The organism is Actinoplanes sp. NPDC023714 (assembly GCF_040639855.1).
Taxonomy (GTDB): domain Bacteria; phylum Actinomycetota; class Actinomycetes; order Mycobacteriales; family Micromonosporaceae; genus Actinoplanes.
The window spans coordinates 41,768-57,776 of sequence record NZ_JBFAAR010000013.1 but is presented as its reverse complement, the minus strand read 5'-3'; the positions used below and the strand labels follow the sequence as shown (position 1 = coordinate 57,776).

The following is a 16,009-nucleotide window of genomic DNA, read 5'->3' as shown; positions in this document are numbered from 1 at the left end:
GCCGATGCCTGACCGCCCCGGACCCGCTGAGACTGACGTTCGTCGATCCCAACCCCCCTCGAAGGAGAGTCGACGTGAAGTCAACCGTTCTCCGCCGGACCGCCCGGTACCTGGCCGCCTCGGCAGCCGCCCTCGCCCTCACCGCCGGCCTCGGGGCCACGGCCGCCCAGGCCGCCAACCCGTACGAGCGGGGACCCGCCCCGACCCTGTCCGCGCTGCAGGCCTCCCGCGGCCCCTACGCCGTCTCGCAGACGTCGGTCTCCCGGCTCGCGGCCTCCGGATTCGGTGGCGGTCAGATCTACTACCCGACCACCACGGCGGACGGCACGTTCGGCGCGATCGCGATCTCGCCGGGCTTCACCGCCTACTGGTCCAGCATCTCCTGGCTCGGCCCCCGCCTGGCCTCGCACGGCTTCGTGGTGATCGGCATCGAGACGCTGACCACCGCCGACCAGCCCTCGTCGCGCGGTGACCAGCTGCTCGCGGCCCTCGACTACCTGACCCGGTCGAGCTCGGTGCGCAGCCGGATCGACGCGAGCCGGCTCGCCGTGGCCGGGCACTCGATGGGCGGCGGCGGCAGCCTCGAAGCGGCCAGCGACCGGCCGTCCCTGCAGGCCGCGGTGCCGCTCGCGCCGTGGAACCTGGACAAGTCGTGGAGCGAGCTGCGCGTACCGACCCTGATCGTCGGCGGCGAGTCGGACGCGATCGCGCCGGTCTCCTCGCACTCGATCCCGTTCTACAACAGCATCCCGGCCTCGGCGGAGAAGGCGTACCTCGAGCTCAACAACGCCAGCCACTTCTTCCCGCAGAGCGTCGACACCTGGACCGCGGTGCAGGCCACGTCCTGGCTGAAGCGGTTCGTCGACAACGACACCCGTTACGACAAGTTCATCTGCCCGGGGCCGAGCAGCCTGCTGCAGATCTCGGATTACCGGAGCAGCTGCCCGCTGAGCTGATCCGATCCCGGAACGGCGCTGGGCCGGCGGTCATCACCGCCGGCCCAGCGAACTCATGTCCAGCCTGCCGGCGCGGTCCACCCCGGTCACTCGGTCGAACGACCGTGCCCGGCCTGCGGAAACGTTCGTATCGTGGGGTCCGCACCTACCTGGAGGCCCGGGTGATCACCCGGGGCGGGCTGCTGCGCCACCCCCGGTTCCCGCGCACCGACCTGGTCCGGTACGCGGACGCGCCGCACCGGGAGGCCCGGGCGCTCGTGGTGCTCGACCCGGGCGCGCCCGCCGCGCTGATCGACAGGCTCCGCCGCGACGAGCACCCCGGCGTCCGCGCCTGGATGGCGGACGACCCGCGCCTCGGCGTGCCGCGGGTGATCGAGCTGCTGGACGACGAGGAGCTTGCCGCGGCGGCGGCCCGGAACCCGAACCTGCCGGTCGGCGTGATGGAACGAGGACGCCGGCGAGCTGTAGGGACGACCGTGCCGGCGTCGCCACGACGGGGGGCAGCGCGACGCCGGCACGGGGGCTCGGTGGGGAGTGTCAGGAGGCGGGCTTGAGGACCGCGCAGGTCTCCACGGCCTTCGTCACGGTCGCGTCCGACTCGTCGAGGTTCGCCGTGTCGGTGACGCCGTTCTCCTTGAGGCAGTTCGTGTAGGCCGCGTCGGCGCCGTTGCCCTGCTGACCGCTGCCGTTGCCGCGGCCGGCGCCCATGCTCGGGCGCAGCGAGGCGCACGCGGACTGCGCCTTCTCCCAGGTCGCGTCGTCGACGCCCGCGGGCTGCTGGAACATGCCGCCGCCCGGGAAGCCGCCGCCACCACGCTGGCCGGCGCTGCCGGACGGACGCGGCTGACCGGAGGGGAGGCCCGCGCCGTCGGGAGCGCCGGAGGGACGGGCACCGCCGGAGGGACGGGCACCGCCGTTGCCCATGCCCGGGCCGCCGGACGGCATCGTGATCGTCACGCCGTTCTCGTTGAGGCAGCTGACGTACGACGCGAACGCGCCGGCGCCGCCCTGCTCGCCGCTCGTGCCACCGGCGCTGCCGTCGTCCGAGCCGCCGCCGCAGGCCGCCGTGAACAGCACGGCCACCGAGGCCACGAGCAGGGCGCCTGCGCGCAGGCGCGTCGTCGAACTGACTACCGGCACGTTGATCTCCTGACGATGGTCGAAACGGGGAAGGTCGGCTCAGAGGAAAACGTCCCCACCTGTGCGGGAGGTCGGCGGACGCTAGGAATCAGGTAAGAGCCGGTCCGGGCGCTCCGAGCGAACTCCGAGGCAGGATCCAGCCGGCGGCGAGAACGGCTCGCCAGACTCTGCGGCCATGGGTGTTGCACTGGCCGGTCGCCGGCGATTGATCTGGCTCCTCGTGGCGGCCGTCGTGCTCGCGTCGATCGCCTTCGGCGTGGTGCGTGCGCTGACGGCGGGCGCCGCGGAAGAGGAGACGAAGGCGGCCGAGACGGCCACGGCCGACCGGGGCGCGGTCACCACCGAGGTCGCCACGACCGGCACGCTGCAGGCCGCGCAGACGCGCAGCCTGTCGTTCCCGGTCGAGGGCACGGTGGAGACCGTCAAGGTACGGGCCGGCTCGACGGTCACCGCGGGACAGGTGCTCGCCACCGTCGACGACGCGGACGCCGCCGAGGCGGTCGAGGACGCCGAGGACGCGCTCGACGCGGCGCGGGATCAGCTCGACGAGGCCGAGGAGAAGGCGAGCACGACGTCGGCGACCACCGGCTGCGACATGGCGGCGGCCTACACCACGACGGTCTCGCCGGCGCCCAGCGCGACCGCCACGGCCACCGCCACGGCCACCGCCACGGCCACGGCCACCTCCCCGGCTCCCGCGGCGACGGCCACGACCGGCCCCGCCGCCACGGCCCCGCCGTCGTCCACCCGTACGTCCAAGGCGGTCACGTCTCCCACCGCGAAGGCCCCCGGCGGGTCCTGCTCCTCGACCGGGAGCGGCAGCGGCGGGCAGCAGGGCGGCGGCAGCGGCACCGACGCGATCCTCACCGCGCAGCAGCGGGTCAACAAGGCCGAGGTGACCCTCCAGGAGGCCGAGGAGGCGCTCGAGGGCACGACCATCACCGCGCCGATCGCCGGCAAGATCCTCACGGTCGGCGGCAAGGTGGGCAGCCGGGTGAGCTCAAGCTCGGCGTTCATCACCCTGGCGGACGTGTACGACATGCAGATCAGCGCCGACTTCCCGGAGGCCGACGCCGATCACCTGGAGGTGCGGCAGAGCGCCGTGATCACGCTGGCCGACCGGCCGGGGGAGACGTTCGGCGCCACGGTCGTGCAGGTCGACCCGGTCGGCACCAGCGACGGCACGCTCACCCGGTTCGGCGTGGTGCTCTCCTTCGACGACGCCCCGGAGGAGCTGCTCGTCGGGCAGAGCGCCGGCGTGAAGGTGACCACCGGCAGCAAGGAGGACGTGCTGCGGGTGCCGAGCACGGCGGTGCACGACGTGAGCGGCGCGGCCGGGACCGTCTCGGCCGGCGGCGCCGAGCGCCCCGTGCGGATCGGCCTGCGCGGCGATCAGTACACCGAGATCACCTCGGGGCTCGCCGAGGGCGAGGTCGTCGCCAAATCATGGTGAGTTCATAGCCTGCTCAAAGACTCGGTTGCTATTCCTTTCCGGGTGCTTACCGAGACCCGTAGCCCCGTGATCGCCGGCGACGCCGCGGCGCGTCCCGCCCGCGTCCTCGTCGTGGACGACGAGCCGAACATCTCCGCGCTGCTCAGCGCGACCCTCCGGCTCGTCGCCTTCGACGTCCGGGTGGCCGGCTCCGGGCACGCCGCCCTGGTCGCGGTGCAGGAGTTCGAGCCCGATCTGATCGTCCTGGACGTGATGCTCCCGGACGTCGACGGGTTCGAGGTGGCCCGGCGGCTGCGCGCCGCCGGGCACCGGGTCCCGGTCCTGTTCCTCACCGCGCGGGACGCCGTCGAGGACCGGATCCACGGCCTGTCGGCCGGCGCCGACGACTACGTGACCAAGCCGTTCAGCCTCGAGGAGGTCGTGCTACGGATACGCGCGATCCTGCGGCGCAGCCAGCCGGACGAGCCTGCGGAGGAGACCGGGGTCCTGCGCTACGCGGACCTGGAGATGGACGAGCACGCCCACGAGGTGCGGCGGGCCGGCCGGCTGATCGAGCTGTCCCCGACCGAGTTCAACCTGCTGCGCTATCTGATGATCAACGCGGGCCGGGTGGTGAGCAAGGCGCAGATCCTGGACCGGGTGTGGAAGTACGACTTCGGGGGCGACGGACGGATCGTCGAGTCCTACGTCTACTACCTGCGCCGCAAGATCGACCGGACGGATCCGCCGTTGATCCACACGGTGCGGGGCGTGGGGTACGCGCTCAGGCTGCCTCGCGGCGAAGAGGGATGAGGCGCTGGAAGCACTGGACGCTGCGCTCGCGGCTGGTCCTGGTCGTCGCCTTACTGTCGGCGATAGCGCTCGTTGTCGCCAATGCGGCCGGAGTGCTCCTGATCCGCAGCTATCTGCAGGACCGGATCGACGAACAGCTCATCGGCATCTCTCGCCCGATGTCGGAGATGTCGCCCGGCTTTGTTCCCCGACTGGGCGGCCGCTTCCGGATCGGCGCCGACCAGGTCACCTATGTGTATCAAGCGGACGGGACCCTGGACCCGGCCCGGAGCTCCACGGTCAGCGCCGACCGTCCCGCGATCGAGTCGCTCACGCGGGTGGCGGCCAGGGTGGGAGCGCCCTACACCGTCGACGCCTCCGAGGGGGCCGCCTGGCGCATGATCGCCGTCGCGATCGGGGACACCGGCGGCTACGCCGTCATCGGTACGTCGCTGAGCGAGGTCGAACAGACCACGGAGCGCCTGCTGCTCATCGACGCCGGCGTCATGGTCCTGGTGCTCAGCCTGCTGGGAGCCGGCGCCGCGTTCGTGGTCCGGCTCGGTCTGCGGCCGCTCACCGCGATGGAGTCGGTGGCCGCCGACATCTCCGCCGGCAGTCTCTCCGGCCGGGTCCCGGACACCGATCCGCACACCGAGCCCGGCCGCCTCGGGCTCGCGCTCAACGCCATGCTCACCCGGATCGAGGCCGAGGTGGACGCCCGTACGCACTCCGAGCAGCGGCTGCGGCAGTTCGTCGCGGACGCCTCGCACGAGCTGCGGACCCCGCTCACGTCGATCCGCGGGTTCGCCGAGCTCTACCGGCGGGGCGGCGCGTCCAGCAGGGGAGAGCTCGACGAGACGATGGCCCGGATCGAGGGCGAGGCCGGCCGGATGGGCGTGCTCGTCGAGGATCTGCTGATGCTGGCCCGGCTCGATCGGAAACGGACCCTGGAGATCCGCCGCGTCGACCTGCTGGAGATCGCGGCGGACACCATCCGGGACGGGCACGCGCGGCAGCCGGACCGGTCGATCGTGCTGGCCGACGCGTTCGAGCCGGCCACCGTGCTGGGGGACGAGCACGGGCTGCGCCAGGTCGCGACGAATTTGGTGGCGAACGCGCTGAGCCACACGCCGGTGGGGACGACCGTGACGGTTCGCGTCGGTTATTTCACGAAAAATCCGGATAAGGGGGTCGTGCGTTCCGGGCCGGTGACGCTCGGTAGCGACGTACCCAAGGCTGTTCTCGAAGTCAGTGACGACGGCCCGGGTATCTCCAGCGAACACGCCCAGCGCGTCTTCGAGCGGCTCTATCGCGCCGATCCGAGCCGTTCCCGCAGCAACGGCGGGGGTTCCGGCCTGGGGCTGGCCATCGTCGCGGCGATCGTTCACGGTCACGGCGGCTGGGTGGAGCTGGGTGAGTCGCCGAGCGGCGGCGCCTGTTTCCGGGTGATCCTGCCGGCCGTCGGTGACTCCTAGCCATCTCCCAGGTTCCGCCGAAGCTCCTCCTAGCCCGACCCCCGAGAGTTTGCGCCATGAAGGTACGTCTGAGCCGCCACCCGTCCTCGGTGGTCAACGCCGTGATCGGCGTCGCGCTCGTCGCCGGGGCATTCACGGTGTACGAGACATTCTCCTCTTCCGATGACGGGACGGCCGCCGTGGCCTCGGAGCGGACCGTGACCGTCCAGCAGGGAACGGTCACCAAGACCGCCACCGCGGACGGCACGCTCGAGAGCGCCAGCACGGCGAGCGCGAGCTTCGAGACCAGCGGCACGGTCACCGCGATCAGCGTGAAGGTCGGCGACAAGGTCAAGAAGGGGCAGGTCCTCGCGAAGGTCGACCCGGCCGCCGCCCAGCGGACCCTCGACGCGGCCGAGGCGGACCTGGACGCGGCGCAGGACGCCCTGGACCGGGCCGAGGACGCCGGCTCGGACACCTCGGACGCCGCCAATCAGGTCGACCAGGCCGAGCTCGCCGTCGACGAGGCCGAGGCCGGAGTCGACGGGGCGGTTCTCAAGGCTCCGATGGCCGGCACGGTGACCGCGGTGAACGGGACGCTCGGAAGCTCGTCGGGCTCGTCCGGCTCGTCGGGCGGCAGCGGGCAGGCCGGCTCGTCCGGGGAGAGCGGCAGCAGCGGATTCGTTGAAATAGCTGACTTGTCGAAGATGCAGGTGAGCGCCGCCTTCGCCGAGGCCGACGCCACCAGCCTCAAGGAGAAGCAGGCCGCCACGGTCACCTGGAACGCCCTGAGCGGCGTCGAGCAGAGCGCGAAGGTCTCCGCGATCGACCCCTCCGCCACCACGGCGAACAACGTCGTCACCTACGGCGTCACGCTCACCCTGGACAAGGTCCCGACCGGCGCGAAGGTCGGCCAGACCGTGTCGGTGAGCGTCACCACCGGCTCGGTCGAGAACGCCGTCTCCGTCAACCCGGCGGCGCTCACCACGGCCGGGAACCGGCACTCGGTCACCGTCGTGGCGAACGGCGTGCAGGAGACCCGCTCGGTGGAGATCGGCCTGGAGGGCGACTCGGCCACCGAGATCAAGTCCGGGCTCACGGCGGGCGAGCAGGTGGTCGTGAAGACGACCTCCTCGTCGACCGGCGGCAGCGGCAACCAGCAGGGCGGCTTCCCGGGCGGCGGCGCCGGCTTCGGTGGTGGCGGCGGCAACCTCGGTGGTGGCGGCGGCATGCCGGGCGGCGGGGCCGGCCGATGAACAAGCCGGTCATCGAGGTCCGCGACCTCAAGAAGATCTACGGCGAGGGCGAGGCGACCGTGCACGCGCTGCGCGGGGTCTCGCTCACCATCCAGCGCGGCGACTACGCGGCGATCATGGGCTCGTCCGGCTCCGGCAAGTCGACGCTCATGAACATCCTGGGTGCGCTCGACATCCCCACCTCGGGGGTCTACCGGCTCGACGGCGTCGACGTGAGCCGCCTCTCCGACGCGCAGCTCGCCCTGGCCCGGAACCGGCTCATCGGCTTCATCTTCCAGGCGTTCAACCTGATCCCGCGGACCAGCGCGGTCGCCAACGTGGAACTTCCCCTCGCGTACGCCGGAGTCAAACCGAAGGAACGCCGCCGCCGCGCCATGGACGCTCTGGAGATCGTCGGCCTGGCCGACCGCGCCGGGCACGAGCCGAACCAGCTCTCCGGCGGCCAGCAGCAGCGCGTCGCCGTGGCCCGCGCGCTGGTCACCGAGCCGGCGCTGCTGCTCGCCGACGAGCCCACCGGCAACCTGGACAGCAGGTCCACCGAGGACGTGCTGCAGGTCTTCGACGACCTCAGCACGGCCGGCCGGACCATCGTGATCATCACGCACGAGGACGAGGTCGGCGCCCGCGCCAAGCGGCTGATCCGCCTGGTCGACGGCTCGATCGTGACGGACCGGCGGCAGTCGCCCCTGCACCTGCCGCCGATCGGCGCGGCGGCGGCGCTCGCGGGACGGCACCACGCATGAGCCTTCTCGAAGTCATCCGCTTCTCGCTGCGCGGCCTCTCGGCCAACAAGCTGCGGTCGGCGCTCACCATGCTCGGCATCCTGATCGGCGTGGCCGCGGTGATCCTGCTGGTCGCGGTCGGCAACGGCTCGGCCAAGGCGATCAGCGACCGGATCGAGGCGCTCGGCACCAACACCATCACGGTGATGAGCACCGGGCGCGGCGGGTCGAGCAGCACCTCGCTCACCACGGAGATGGCCGAGGCGCTCGTCGACCCGGAGCTGGCGCCGGACGTGCGGTCGGTGTCCCCGGTGGTCAGCTCCTCCTCGGCGACCATGACGTACGAGGGCGCCGACCACGCGGTGGCGACCTTCGTGGGCACCACGCCGAGCTGGTTCGCCGCGTCGAGCACCCCGGTCGGCCGGGGCGCCATGTTCAGCGAGGACGACGTCGACCAGGGCCGGCGGGTCGTGGTGATCGGGCAGACCGTCGCCGAAGAGCTCTTCCCCGGCACCGACCCGATCGACAAGCAGGTCACCGTCGGCGGCGCGCTCTTCACGATCGTCGGCGTGCTGGAGGAGAAGAGCTCCACCGGCTTCCAGGACTCGAACGACACGGCGGTCGCCCCGCTCACCGCGGTGCAGCAGGTGCTGACCGGGTACGGCGCGCTCACCTCGATCATCGTGGAGGCGTCCGACCCGGACGCCGTGGACGCGGCGCAGAGCCAGGTGTCCACCATCCTGGACCAGAAGCTCGACGTCGCGGACGGCTCGGCCAGTACGCCCTACCGGATCCAGAACGCGTCCTCGCTGCTGGAGACGCAGACCGAGACGGCCGACACGTTCACCACGCTGCTCGGCGCGGTCGCCGCGATCAGCCTGCTGGTCGGCGGCATCGGCATCACCAACATCATGCTGGTGACGGTCACCGAGCGGACCCGGGAGATCGGCATCCGCAAGGCGCTCGGCGCGCCCCGGCGGGTCATCCTTTCCCAGTTCCTGATCGAGGCGACGCTGCTCAGCGTGCTCGGCGGCGGCCTCGGCGTGGCCGCCGCGCTGATCGGCAGCCGATTCGAGATCGTCGGCGTGCAGCCGGTCATCGTGCCCAGCTCGATCGGGCTGGCCGTGGGCGTCTCCGTCGCGATCGGACTGTTCTTCGGCGGCCTGCCCGCCGCCCGCGCCGCCCGGCTGCGTCCCATCGACGCGCTGCGCTACGAGTGAGGACTTCACGCTGTGAACCGTATGAACGATGAGACGGCGGTCATCCCGGCCGTGCCGGACGACCACGACGACCTCTCCCAGGAGCTGGCCGCCGCCGCGCCGAAGCGCTGGTGGAACCGGGGCACGATCGGCCTGGGCGTGGCGGCGCTGCTGATGGGCGGGTTCCTCGGCGGGATCCAGGCGCAGAAGCAGTGGGGCGCCACCGAGACGGCGAGCGCCTTCCCCGGCGGCGGCCGGGGCGGCGGCTTCCCGTCCGGTCTGTCCGCGAGCGGGATGCCCGGCGGCTTCGGCGGGCAGAACGCCCAGCAGAACGCCCAGCAGGCCGCCGGCGGCGGGACGACCGGCAAGGTCAAGCTCGTCAACGGCAAGACGATCTACATCGAGACCGAGGACGGCTCCACCGTGACGGTCAAGACCGACGGCGGCACCACCGTCGCGACCGCGGAGAAGGGCAAGCTCAGCGACGTGAAGGCCGGCGACTCGGTCACCGTCGAGGGGGAGACCGCGGACGACGGCTCGGTGACTGCGACGAGTGTCACCAAGAAGTAGCCATTGATGACCGACTAAGTCGTCCCTACAGTGAGCGCATGCTTCACGGGCGGGACGACCTGCTCGCGGCGATCGATGCCCGGCTGGCGGCCGGGGGAGGCGTGGCCCTGCACGGCCCGCCCGGCATCGGCCGCACCGCACTGCTCGACACCGTCGCCGGCCAGGCCGCGGCGCGCGGGGACCTGGTCCTCCGGCTGCGCCCGGCCCGCGGCGAGCGCGCTCTCGCGTACGCCGGGGCGGCCGATCTCGTACGCCAGGTCCCGGCGGAGGCGGTCGCGGCCCTGGCCCCCGCGCCGAGGCACTGGCTCGCCGCGCTGCGCCAGGGCCGGCCGCCCCGTACCGGCGGGCCGGCCCTGGCGAGGCGGCTCGTCCTGCCCGAGCTGCTCGCCCACTGCGCGCGGTCGCGGCCGGTCCTCCTGGTCGTGGACGGCGCGCAGTGGCTGGATCCGCAGTCGGCCGAGCTGATCGCGTTCGCCGTGCGCCGCCGGCCCGGGCCGCGGGTCCGGGTGATCGCCGCGTCGACGGCGAGGAGCCCGGCCCGGCTCTGCCCGTCCCCGGTCGCCGACCTGGTCGTGCCGCCGCTCGACCCGGACGCGCTGACCGCGCTGCTCGAGGAGAGCGGCCTGCCCTGCAAGACGGCGAGCCGGCTGCACGCGGCGAGCGCCGGGAATCCGTACGTCGCCCTGGCTCTCTCGAAGGGGGACGACGCCCGATCGTGGGCTCGGGAGCGTCTCGGCGACATCTCCGGGACATCGCGCCGGACGCTGCTCGTCGCCGCGCTCGCCACCGACCCGACGACCGCCCTGCTGCGCCGAGCCGGCCGCGAGGATGCCGAGCGGGAGCTGCGGGAGGCGGTCCGCGCCGGATTGATCCAGATGAATCGCGACAGGATCGTCTTCACTCCACCACTGCTCGGGCAGGTGCTCGCCGACGAGACACCGGCCCGTGAGAGGTCGGCGATCCACGCGGCGCTGAGCGAGGCCGCCACCGACCCGATCGACGCGCTCCGGCATCGGGCCCTTCGTACCCATCGGCCCGAAGCCCGGGTGGCCGAGGCTCTCGCCGACGCGGCGCGGCGATGCGCGCAGCGCGGAGCCGACCGGACCGCGGCGGAACTCTACGTCCTCGCGGCCGACCGGTGCCCGCACGGTCTCGCCGCCGACCGCCTCGACTGGCTCGTCACCGCGGCCCGGACGGCGATCACCGGTGGGTCGCCGGCGCTGGCGAGACGGGCCGCCGACGGGGTCCTCGCGACCGAGTCGGCGCCGGCCGCCCATCGGGTCAGGGCGCGGCTCGTGCTCATCGACCTGGCCGGCCAGGACCTCGCCGGGATGGCCGAGACGTTCGCGGCGGCCCTCGCCGAGGCCGGCGACGACCCGGCGCTGCTCGCCCCGGTCCGGCTCCGGCTCACCTGGCAGGCGTTCCTGGCCGGCGACGCGGACCGGGCCGCCGAGGAGGCCTCCCTCGCCCGGGACGCCGCGCGGACGGCCGGCGACCCGGCCACCGAGGCGATGGCGCTCAGCGCGCTGGCGCAGATCCGCCGCACCCGCGGCGAGCCCCGCTGGCGCGACGACCTGGACCGGGCCCTCGCCCTCCCGGCCGCGCCCGCCCCGGACTGGCTGCACTACGGCCCGCAGTACACGGCCGCCCGGTTCGCGCTCTTCGACGACCGCCTCGACGAGGCCCGCGCCGACCTGCTCGCCCTGCTCGCCGTGGCCGAGCACGACCGGGTCGGCGAGGCCCGGGTCGAGGTGCTGCGCAGCCTCTCCGAGGTGGCGACCCGGGCCGGGCGCTGCCAGGAGGCGCTGCGCTACGCCCATCGGGCGGCCAGGGCCGCCCAGGAGGCCGGTCTGAGCCCCGGCCCCACCTGGTACACCGCCGCCGTGGCCGAGCTCGCCGGCGGCAGCCTCGCCGCCGCGGCCGGGTTCGCCCGCCGCGGCGTCCGGGCCTCCGAGCAGGAGAGCGACGGCCTCTACCTGCGGCGCAACCTGCACGCCCTGGGCCAGGCCGAGCTGCGCGCCGGCGACACCCGGGCCGGGGTCGCCACCCTGCGCCGGCTGCGCGGCCTGGAGGCGGAGACCGGCAGCGCCGACCCGATGATCGTGCGCTGGCACGCGGACCTCGCGGCCGGGCTGGCCGCGCTCGGGGAGCACGCCGCCGCGGCCGCGACGCTCGCCGAGGCCCGGGCGGCCGCGCGCCGGCTGGGCGCGGCCCCCGCGCTCGCCGGCTACCTCGACCGGGCGGCCGCCATCGTCGAGTCGGAGTCCGGCCGCCCGGACGACGCGGTCAAGCTCTCGACGGCCGCGGCCGGCCTCTTCGAGAGGCTGCGCCAGCCGGTCGAGCAGGCGCACGCGCTGCTCGTGGCGGGCGGGGCGGAACGCCGGCGCCGGCGCTACGCGGCCGCCCGGGTGGCGATCGGCGCGGCGCTCGCGCTCTTCATGGCCGCCGACGCCCGGCCGTGGGCCGAGGAGACCGAGCGCGCCCTGATCCGCACCGAGACGCCCGACCAGGGCCTCACCTCGACCGAGCTGCGGATCGCCGCGATGGTCCGGGACGGCGCCAGCAACCGGGAGATCGCGGCCCGGCTCTACCTCAGCGTCAAGACCGTCGAGGCGACGCTCACCCGGGTCTACCGCAAGCTCGGCGTGCGCTCCCGGACGCAGCTGTCGTCACGCCTCGCGGTGTCCGAGATCACCGGCATCCCGTGAGCTGCCCTTTTTCTACGGAGCGTGACCTGGGTTACGGGAATCCCGTGGTCGCCGTCACTTTCGTCTCCAGAGTTTTACCTGGTGGATTTGGGGAAGAAGTGCGACTGCGGGATCGTTGTAGCCGGAAGCGACGAGGCTTTCTCCGTCACTATCCGTCGAGGAGTTCGACATGCAGTTTCTCCGCAACGCCCGGACCGCCATCGTCAACAACCGTGCCGAGCGCCGGGCGCACCGCCGGCTGAGCGAGGAGCTCGCCGCGTTCCGTACCGCCGCCGAGCGCAGCGAGCTCGACATGATCCTCAGCCGGCACACCGCCGCCGAGACGCGCGAGATCCACGACATCCTGACCCGGCAGGACGCCGAAAGGCGCTATCAGGTGGGTGTCGCCGGACACCAGAACTGATCCACACTGTTCCCCGGGCCGGAGGGCCGGCCCGATGGGTTGCCGACGCGAGTCCGGACCGTCCCCGGATGGCGCGCGCTGACCCGAACCGCCCCCGGCAAGCGAAGAATGCCGGGGGCGGTTCCCTTTTCCGGTTCCTGGCTTTTCTGGGCACCCGTATATCAGGGAAGATCAAGCTTCCCCACCCAATCTTCAGGTAGCTCGCAGAAACTTTGGGGATCCTGTGAGACATGCTTGAGGTCTCCGCGCTCGGGTGGACCGTCACCATCGGTGTCATCGTCGCCCTGCTCGCCCTCGATTTGACTCTCGGGGTGCTCCGTCCACACGTCGTCGGCTTCCGCGAAGCCGCCGCCTGGTCCATCTTCTATATCGCCGTCGCGATCGCGTTCGGTGTCGTCTTCGGAAGCATCGCCGGTTGGGATTTCGGCACCGAGTACTTCGCCGGATACATCGTCGAGAAGAGTCTGTCGGTCGACAACCTCTTCGTCTTCGTGATCATCATGGGCACCTTCGCGGTGCCCGAGCGCTACCAGCAAGAGGTGCTGACGTTCGGCATCATCATCGCGCTGGTGCTGCGGGTCATCTTCATCGCGGTCGGCGCCGCGCTGCTCAGCGCGTTCTCGTTCATGTTCCTGATCTTCGGCCTGATCCTGCTCTACACCGCGGTGCAGCTCTTCCGGCACCGTGACGAGGATCCGAGCGTCGACGACAACGCCCTGGTCAAGGCCGGCCGCCGCTTCCTGCCCATCACCGACGACTACGTCGAGGGCAAGATGGTCACCAAGATCGACGGAAAGCGGATGTTCACGCCGCTCTTCCTGGTCCTGCTGGCGATCGGCGGCACCGACCTGCTCTTCGCGCTCGACTCCATCCCGGCCGTGTTCGGCGTGACCGAGGAGGCGTACATCGTCTTCGTCGCGAACGCGTTCGCCCTGCTCGGCCTGAGGGCGCTGTTCTTCCTGGTGAAGGGGCTGCTGGACCGCCTGGTCTACCTGTCCACCGGCCTGTCCATCATCCTCGCCTTCATCGGCGTCAAGCTGGTCCTGCACTGGGCACACAAGGACCTCAGCGAGTCGGTCCCCGAGGTCAGCACGCCGGTCTCCCTCGGCGTCATCATCGGCATCCTGGTGATCACCACGGTGGCGAGCCTCATCAAGTCCCGCAAGGATCCGTCGCTGAAGGCCCACCCGGGCAGCCTGCGCGCCAAGTCCGAACAACACGCCGACAAATAGCTCTCCTCCGAAGGCCCCGGTGGTTGCGCCGGGGCCTTCCGCTTGCGCTTCATCCCCATTCGTACGATGGCCGGCGCCGTCCCCGACCGCACATTGCCCGTCCCGTGGCCAGACGCGGGCACGAGCGGGTGGTCCCGGCCGCCCGGCGCCTTTCGCGATGGGTGCCTGGTCACCCTCCGACCACTCCCCACCCCGCCCGAGTCCCCGCGCCGCCGCTCCCGGCGTGCCCGCTCGCCCGGCTGGAGCGCTACCGGAGTGCGGGTGGCAAGGGCGTCAGGCGGTCTGGAAGCTTCGCTTGGAGAGGCCCATCCAGAAGCCGTCGACGGACTGGTCGGGTGCCTTCTCCGGGGCGCCGGACGCGCCGAGGGTGAGGAACATCGGGGCGAAGTGTTCGATGGTGGGGTGGGCGTAGGGCATGCCCGGCGCGCGGTCGCGGAACTCGGCCAGCTCGTCGACCGCCCCGCGCGCGAGCGTCTCGGCGGCCCACGCGTCGAACTCGCGGGACCAGCCGGGCGCGGCCGCGTCGGGGCGCCAGTCGCGCAGGAACGGCAGGCCGTGCGTGGTGAAGCCGGAGCCGACGATGAGGACGCCCTCGTCGCGGAGCGGGGCCAGCCGGGCGCCGAGGTCGAGCAGCCGGTCCGGCTCGAGGGTGGGCAGCGACATCTGCAGCACCGGGATGTCGGCCTCCGGGTACATCACGGTCAGCGGCACGTAGGCGCCGTGGTCGAGGCCCCGGTTCGTGCGGGCGACCGTCTCGGAGTCCGGCATCAGCGCCTCGACCCGGTCGGCGAGGGCCGGTGCGCCGGGGGCCGCGTACTGCACCTCGTAGTACCTCTGCGCGAACCCGCCGAAGTCGTAGACGAGCGGCACCGGTGACGTGGCGCCGAGCATGAGCGGCGCGGACTCCCAGTGCGCCGACGCCATCAGGATCGCCTTCGGCCGGGGCAGGCCGGCCGCGAGCTCCTGGAGCTGCGCCACCCAGGTCGGGTCGTCGACCAGCGGCGGCGCGCCATGGCTGAGGAAGAGAGCGGGCATCCGCACGGTGGCCTCCTTGAAACTTCAACCTTCTGCGACCACCGTATCGGCAAAAAGTTGAAGAAGCAACTATCCCCGAGTCCGATAACTCTGTGTAGTTTCCCCAGGTTCATGATCACGCTGCGCCGAACTCCGGCCCGGGGCGCCGCCGACGCCGTATGCATTTCGACGAGATTAAATATCGACAAAACGCGACACGATGCCGCCGTTTATTGATCGACGCTCAAATTACCTAGCCAAGACTGTGATCAACAACGCCCACAGTAGAGCCGACATTTGTCTCATCTGGACGTTGCGCCGAACGGCGAGAGCTGGCAGGCTACCTCCGGTCGCGCCGGGGGGAGCGAACAGTAATTGCTTCGTGAAACGTCACCACATTACTCAAGGTGAACAGCGCGGGCATTTCCCAAGGCGTCGAGAGGAGAACGAGCAGTGGCGTCCCCGCCGCAGCTACCGCCCGCGGATGACCTCTACCTGACTGCGCACGACACGATTCGTGGCGGTTCCCTGCTGTCACCGGCCACGCTCGGCCTGGGTCTCGGCGCGGCACTGCTCGGCGAACTGATGTTGTGGCGGCGCGTCGACCTCGTCGAGACCGAGCTCGTGGTCATCGACGAACGGCCGACCGGCGACGCCGCGACCACCGCCGTGCTCGAGCAGCTGCGTCGCGAGGCGGGTCAGCACGGCGTACGCAACTGGCTCGCCTATCTCTCCACCGGCATCGCCACCGACCTCGTCGAGCGCCGCCTCGCCCGGGTCGGGCTGATCAAGCGGCAGGAGAAGCGCGGGCTGTTCAGCACGAAGGTCTCGTTCGTGCCCGCCGACTCGATGACCGCCGGCTGGCCCGCCACCCGCATCCGCACCAAGGTCTCCCGCGACGAGAACCTCGACGTGGCCGACCTGCTCCTGGCCGGGCTGATCCTCGCCACCGGCCTGGACCAGCACGTCCTCGCCACCCTCAACGCCCGTGACCGGGCCCGGTTGTTCGAGCAGTTCCGCCGGCTCTTCCCAGCCATGTTGCAGCAGCTCGTCGCCCAGGCCGAGGCGGCCGTCGGCGACGCGGTCATGGCCCGCCGAGCCTGAGCAGGCCAGGAAAGCCGAGCAGGCGCA

At 72.0% G+C, this 16,009-nt stretch carries 15 protein-coding genes; 13 read left to right on the top strand and 2 right to left on the bottom strand.

Features of this window, described 5'->3' with window-relative positions:
* Positions 1–110 precede the first annotated feature (110 nt).
* Both AB0G10_RS38290 and AB0G10_RS38285 read left to right on the top strand, forming a co-directional pair.
* A complete protein-coding gene (locus AB0G10_RS38290; protein ID WP_360934081.1) occupies positions 111–956 on the top strand; it encodes an alpha/beta hydrolase in 846 nt (281 codons plus the stop codon).
* A gap of 161 nt (positions 957–1,117) precedes the next feature.
* Positions 1,118–1,510 carry a hypothetical protein gene (locus AB0G10_RS38285; protein ID WP_360933629.1) on the top strand — a complete coding sequence of 131 codons (393 nt, stop codon included), beginning with the start codon at positions 1,118–1,120 and terminating at the stop codon, positions 1,508–1,510.
* Here the strand turns inward: AB0G10_RS38285 and AB0G10_RS38280 are convergent.
* The gene (locus AB0G10_RS38280; protein ID WP_360933626.1) at positions 1,494–2,096 is read right to left on the bottom strand and encodes a hypothetical protein; all 603 of its coding nucleotides are present in this window, start codon (positions 2,094–2,096) and stop codon (positions 1,494–1,496) included. The genes AB0G10_RS38285 and AB0G10_RS38280 overlap by 17 nt on opposite strands.
* Before the next feature lie 175 nt (positions 2,097–2,271).
* On the opposite strand from AB0G10_RS38280, the gene AB0G10_RS38275 reads away from it, so the two are divergent.
* The 10 genes from AB0G10_RS38275 to AB0G10_RS38230 all read left to right on the top strand — a co-directional run bounded on the left by AB0G10_RS38275 (position 2,272) and on the right by AB0G10_RS38230 (position 13,864).
* Entirely contained in the window at positions 2,272–3,549 is a 1,278-nt protein-coding gene (locus tag AB0G10_RS38275; RefSeq protein WP_360933623.1) for an efflux RND transporter periplasmic adaptor subunit, read from the top strand.
* A gap of 69 nt (positions 3,550–3,618) precedes the next feature.
* Positions 3,619–4,341 (top strand): response regulator transcription factor, encoded by a 723-nt coding sequence (locus AB0G10_RS38270; RefSeq protein WP_360934078.1) that lies wholly within the window; start codon positions 3,619–3,621, stop codon positions 4,339–4,341.
* Positions 4,338–5,795 (top strand): HAMP domain-containing sensor histidine kinase, encoded by a 1,458-nt coding sequence (locus AB0G10_RS38265; RefSeq protein WP_360933620.1) that lies wholly within the window; start codon positions 4,338–4,340, stop codon positions 5,793–5,795. The genes AB0G10_RS38270 and AB0G10_RS38265 overlap by 4 nt, the downstream gene beginning before the upstream one ends.
* Positions 5,796–5,851: 56 nt before the next feature.
* Entirely contained in the window at positions 5,852–7,030 is a 1,179-nt protein-coding gene (locus tag AB0G10_RS38260) for a biotin/lipoyl-binding protein (RefSeq protein ID WP_360933617.1), read from the top strand.
* The gene (locus AB0G10_RS38255; RefSeq protein ID WP_360933614.1) at positions 7,027–7,773 is read left to right on the top strand and encodes an ABC transporter ATP-binding protein; all 747 of its coding nucleotides are present in this window, start codon (positions 7,027–7,029) and stop codon (positions 7,771–7,773) included. The genes AB0G10_RS38260 and AB0G10_RS38255 overlap by 4 nt, the downstream gene beginning before the upstream one ends.
* Entirely contained in the window at positions 7,770–8,972 is a 1,203-nt protein-coding gene (locus tag AB0G10_RS38250) for an ABC transporter permease (RefSeq protein ID WP_360933611.1), read from the top strand. Before AB0G10_RS38255 ends, AB0G10_RS38250 begins: the two co-directional genes overlap by 4 nt.
* Positions 8,973–8,993: 21 nt before the next feature.
* A complete protein-coding gene (locus AB0G10_RS38245; protein WP_360933609.1) occupies positions 8,994–9,521 on the top strand; it encodes a hypothetical protein in 528 nt (175 codons plus the stop codon).
* Between the two features lie 38 nt (positions 9,522–9,559).
* Entirely contained in the window at positions 9,560–12,229 is a 2,670-nt protein-coding gene (locus AB0G10_RS38240) for an AAA family ATPase (RefSeq protein ID WP_360933606.1), read from the top strand.
* Between the two features lie 169 nt (positions 12,230–12,398).
* Entirely contained in the window at positions 12,399–12,632 is a 234-nt protein-coding gene (locus tag AB0G10_RS38235; RefSeq protein WP_360933604.1) for a hypothetical protein, read from the top strand.
* A gap of 230 nt (positions 12,633–12,862) precedes the next feature.
* Entirely contained in the window at positions 12,863–13,864 is a 1,002-nt protein-coding gene (locus tag AB0G10_RS38230) for a TerC family protein (protein ID WP_360933602.1), read from the top strand.
* A gap of 273 nt (positions 13,865–14,137) precedes the next feature.
* Here the strand turns inward: AB0G10_RS38230 and AB0G10_RS38225 are convergent, their stop codons facing one another.
* On the bottom strand, positions 14,138–14,899 hold the full coding sequence (locus AB0G10_RS38225; protein WP_360934075.1) for a class III extradiol ring-cleavage dioxygenase: 762 nt from the start codon (positions 14,897–14,899) through the stop codon (positions 14,138–14,140).
* 432 nt (positions 14,900–15,331) lie between these two features.
* On the opposite strand from AB0G10_RS38225, the gene AB0G10_RS38220 reads away from it, so the two are divergent.
* On the top strand, positions 15,332–15,982 hold the full coding sequence (locus AB0G10_RS38220) for a GPP34 family phosphoprotein (protein WP_360933599.1): 651 nt from the start codon (positions 15,332–15,334) through the stop codon (positions 15,980–15,982).
* The last annotated feature ends 27 nt before the right edge of the window (positions 15,983–16,009 follow it).

Coding starts and splice junctions, on each gene's coding strand:
- AB0G10_RS38275 (WP_360933623.1), top strand. CDS start 2,272: ATGGGTGTTGCACTGGCCGGTCGCCGGCGATTGATCTGGCTCCTCGTG.
- AB0G10_RS38265 (WP_360933620.1), top strand. CDS start 4,338: ATGAGGCGCTGGAAGCACTGGACGCTGCGCTCGCGGCTGGTCCTGGTC.
- AB0G10_RS38260 (WP_360933617.1), top strand. CDS start 5,852: ATGAAGGTACGTCTGAGCCGCCACCCGTCCTCGGTGGTCAACGCCGTG.
- AB0G10_RS38255 (WP_360933614.1), top strand. CDS start 7,027: ATGAACAAGCCGGTCATCGAGGTCCGCGACCTCAAGAAGATCTACGGC.
- AB0G10_RS38250 (WP_360933611.1), top strand. CDS start 7,770: ATGAGCCTTCTCGAAGTCATCCGCTTCTCGCTGCGCGGCCTCTCGGCC.
- AB0G10_RS38245 (WP_360933609.1), top strand. CDS start 8,994: ATGAACGATGAGACGGCGGTCATCCCGGCCGTGCCGGACGACCACGAC.
- AB0G10_RS38240 (WP_360933606.1), top strand. CDS start 9,560: ATGCTTCACGGGCGGGACGACCTGCTCGCGGCGATCGATGCCCGGCTG.
- AB0G10_RS38235 (WP_360933604.1), top strand. CDS start 12,399: ATGCAGTTTCTCCGCAACGCCCGGACCGCCATCGTCAACAACCGTGCC.
- AB0G10_RS38230 (WP_360933602.1), top strand. CDS start 12,863: ATGCTTGAGGTCTCCGCGCTCGGGTGGACCGTCACCATCGGTGTCATC.
- AB0G10_RS38225 (WP_360934075.1), bottom strand. CDS start 14,899: ATGCCCGCTCTCTTCCTCAGCCATGGCGCGCCGCCGCTGGTCGACGAC.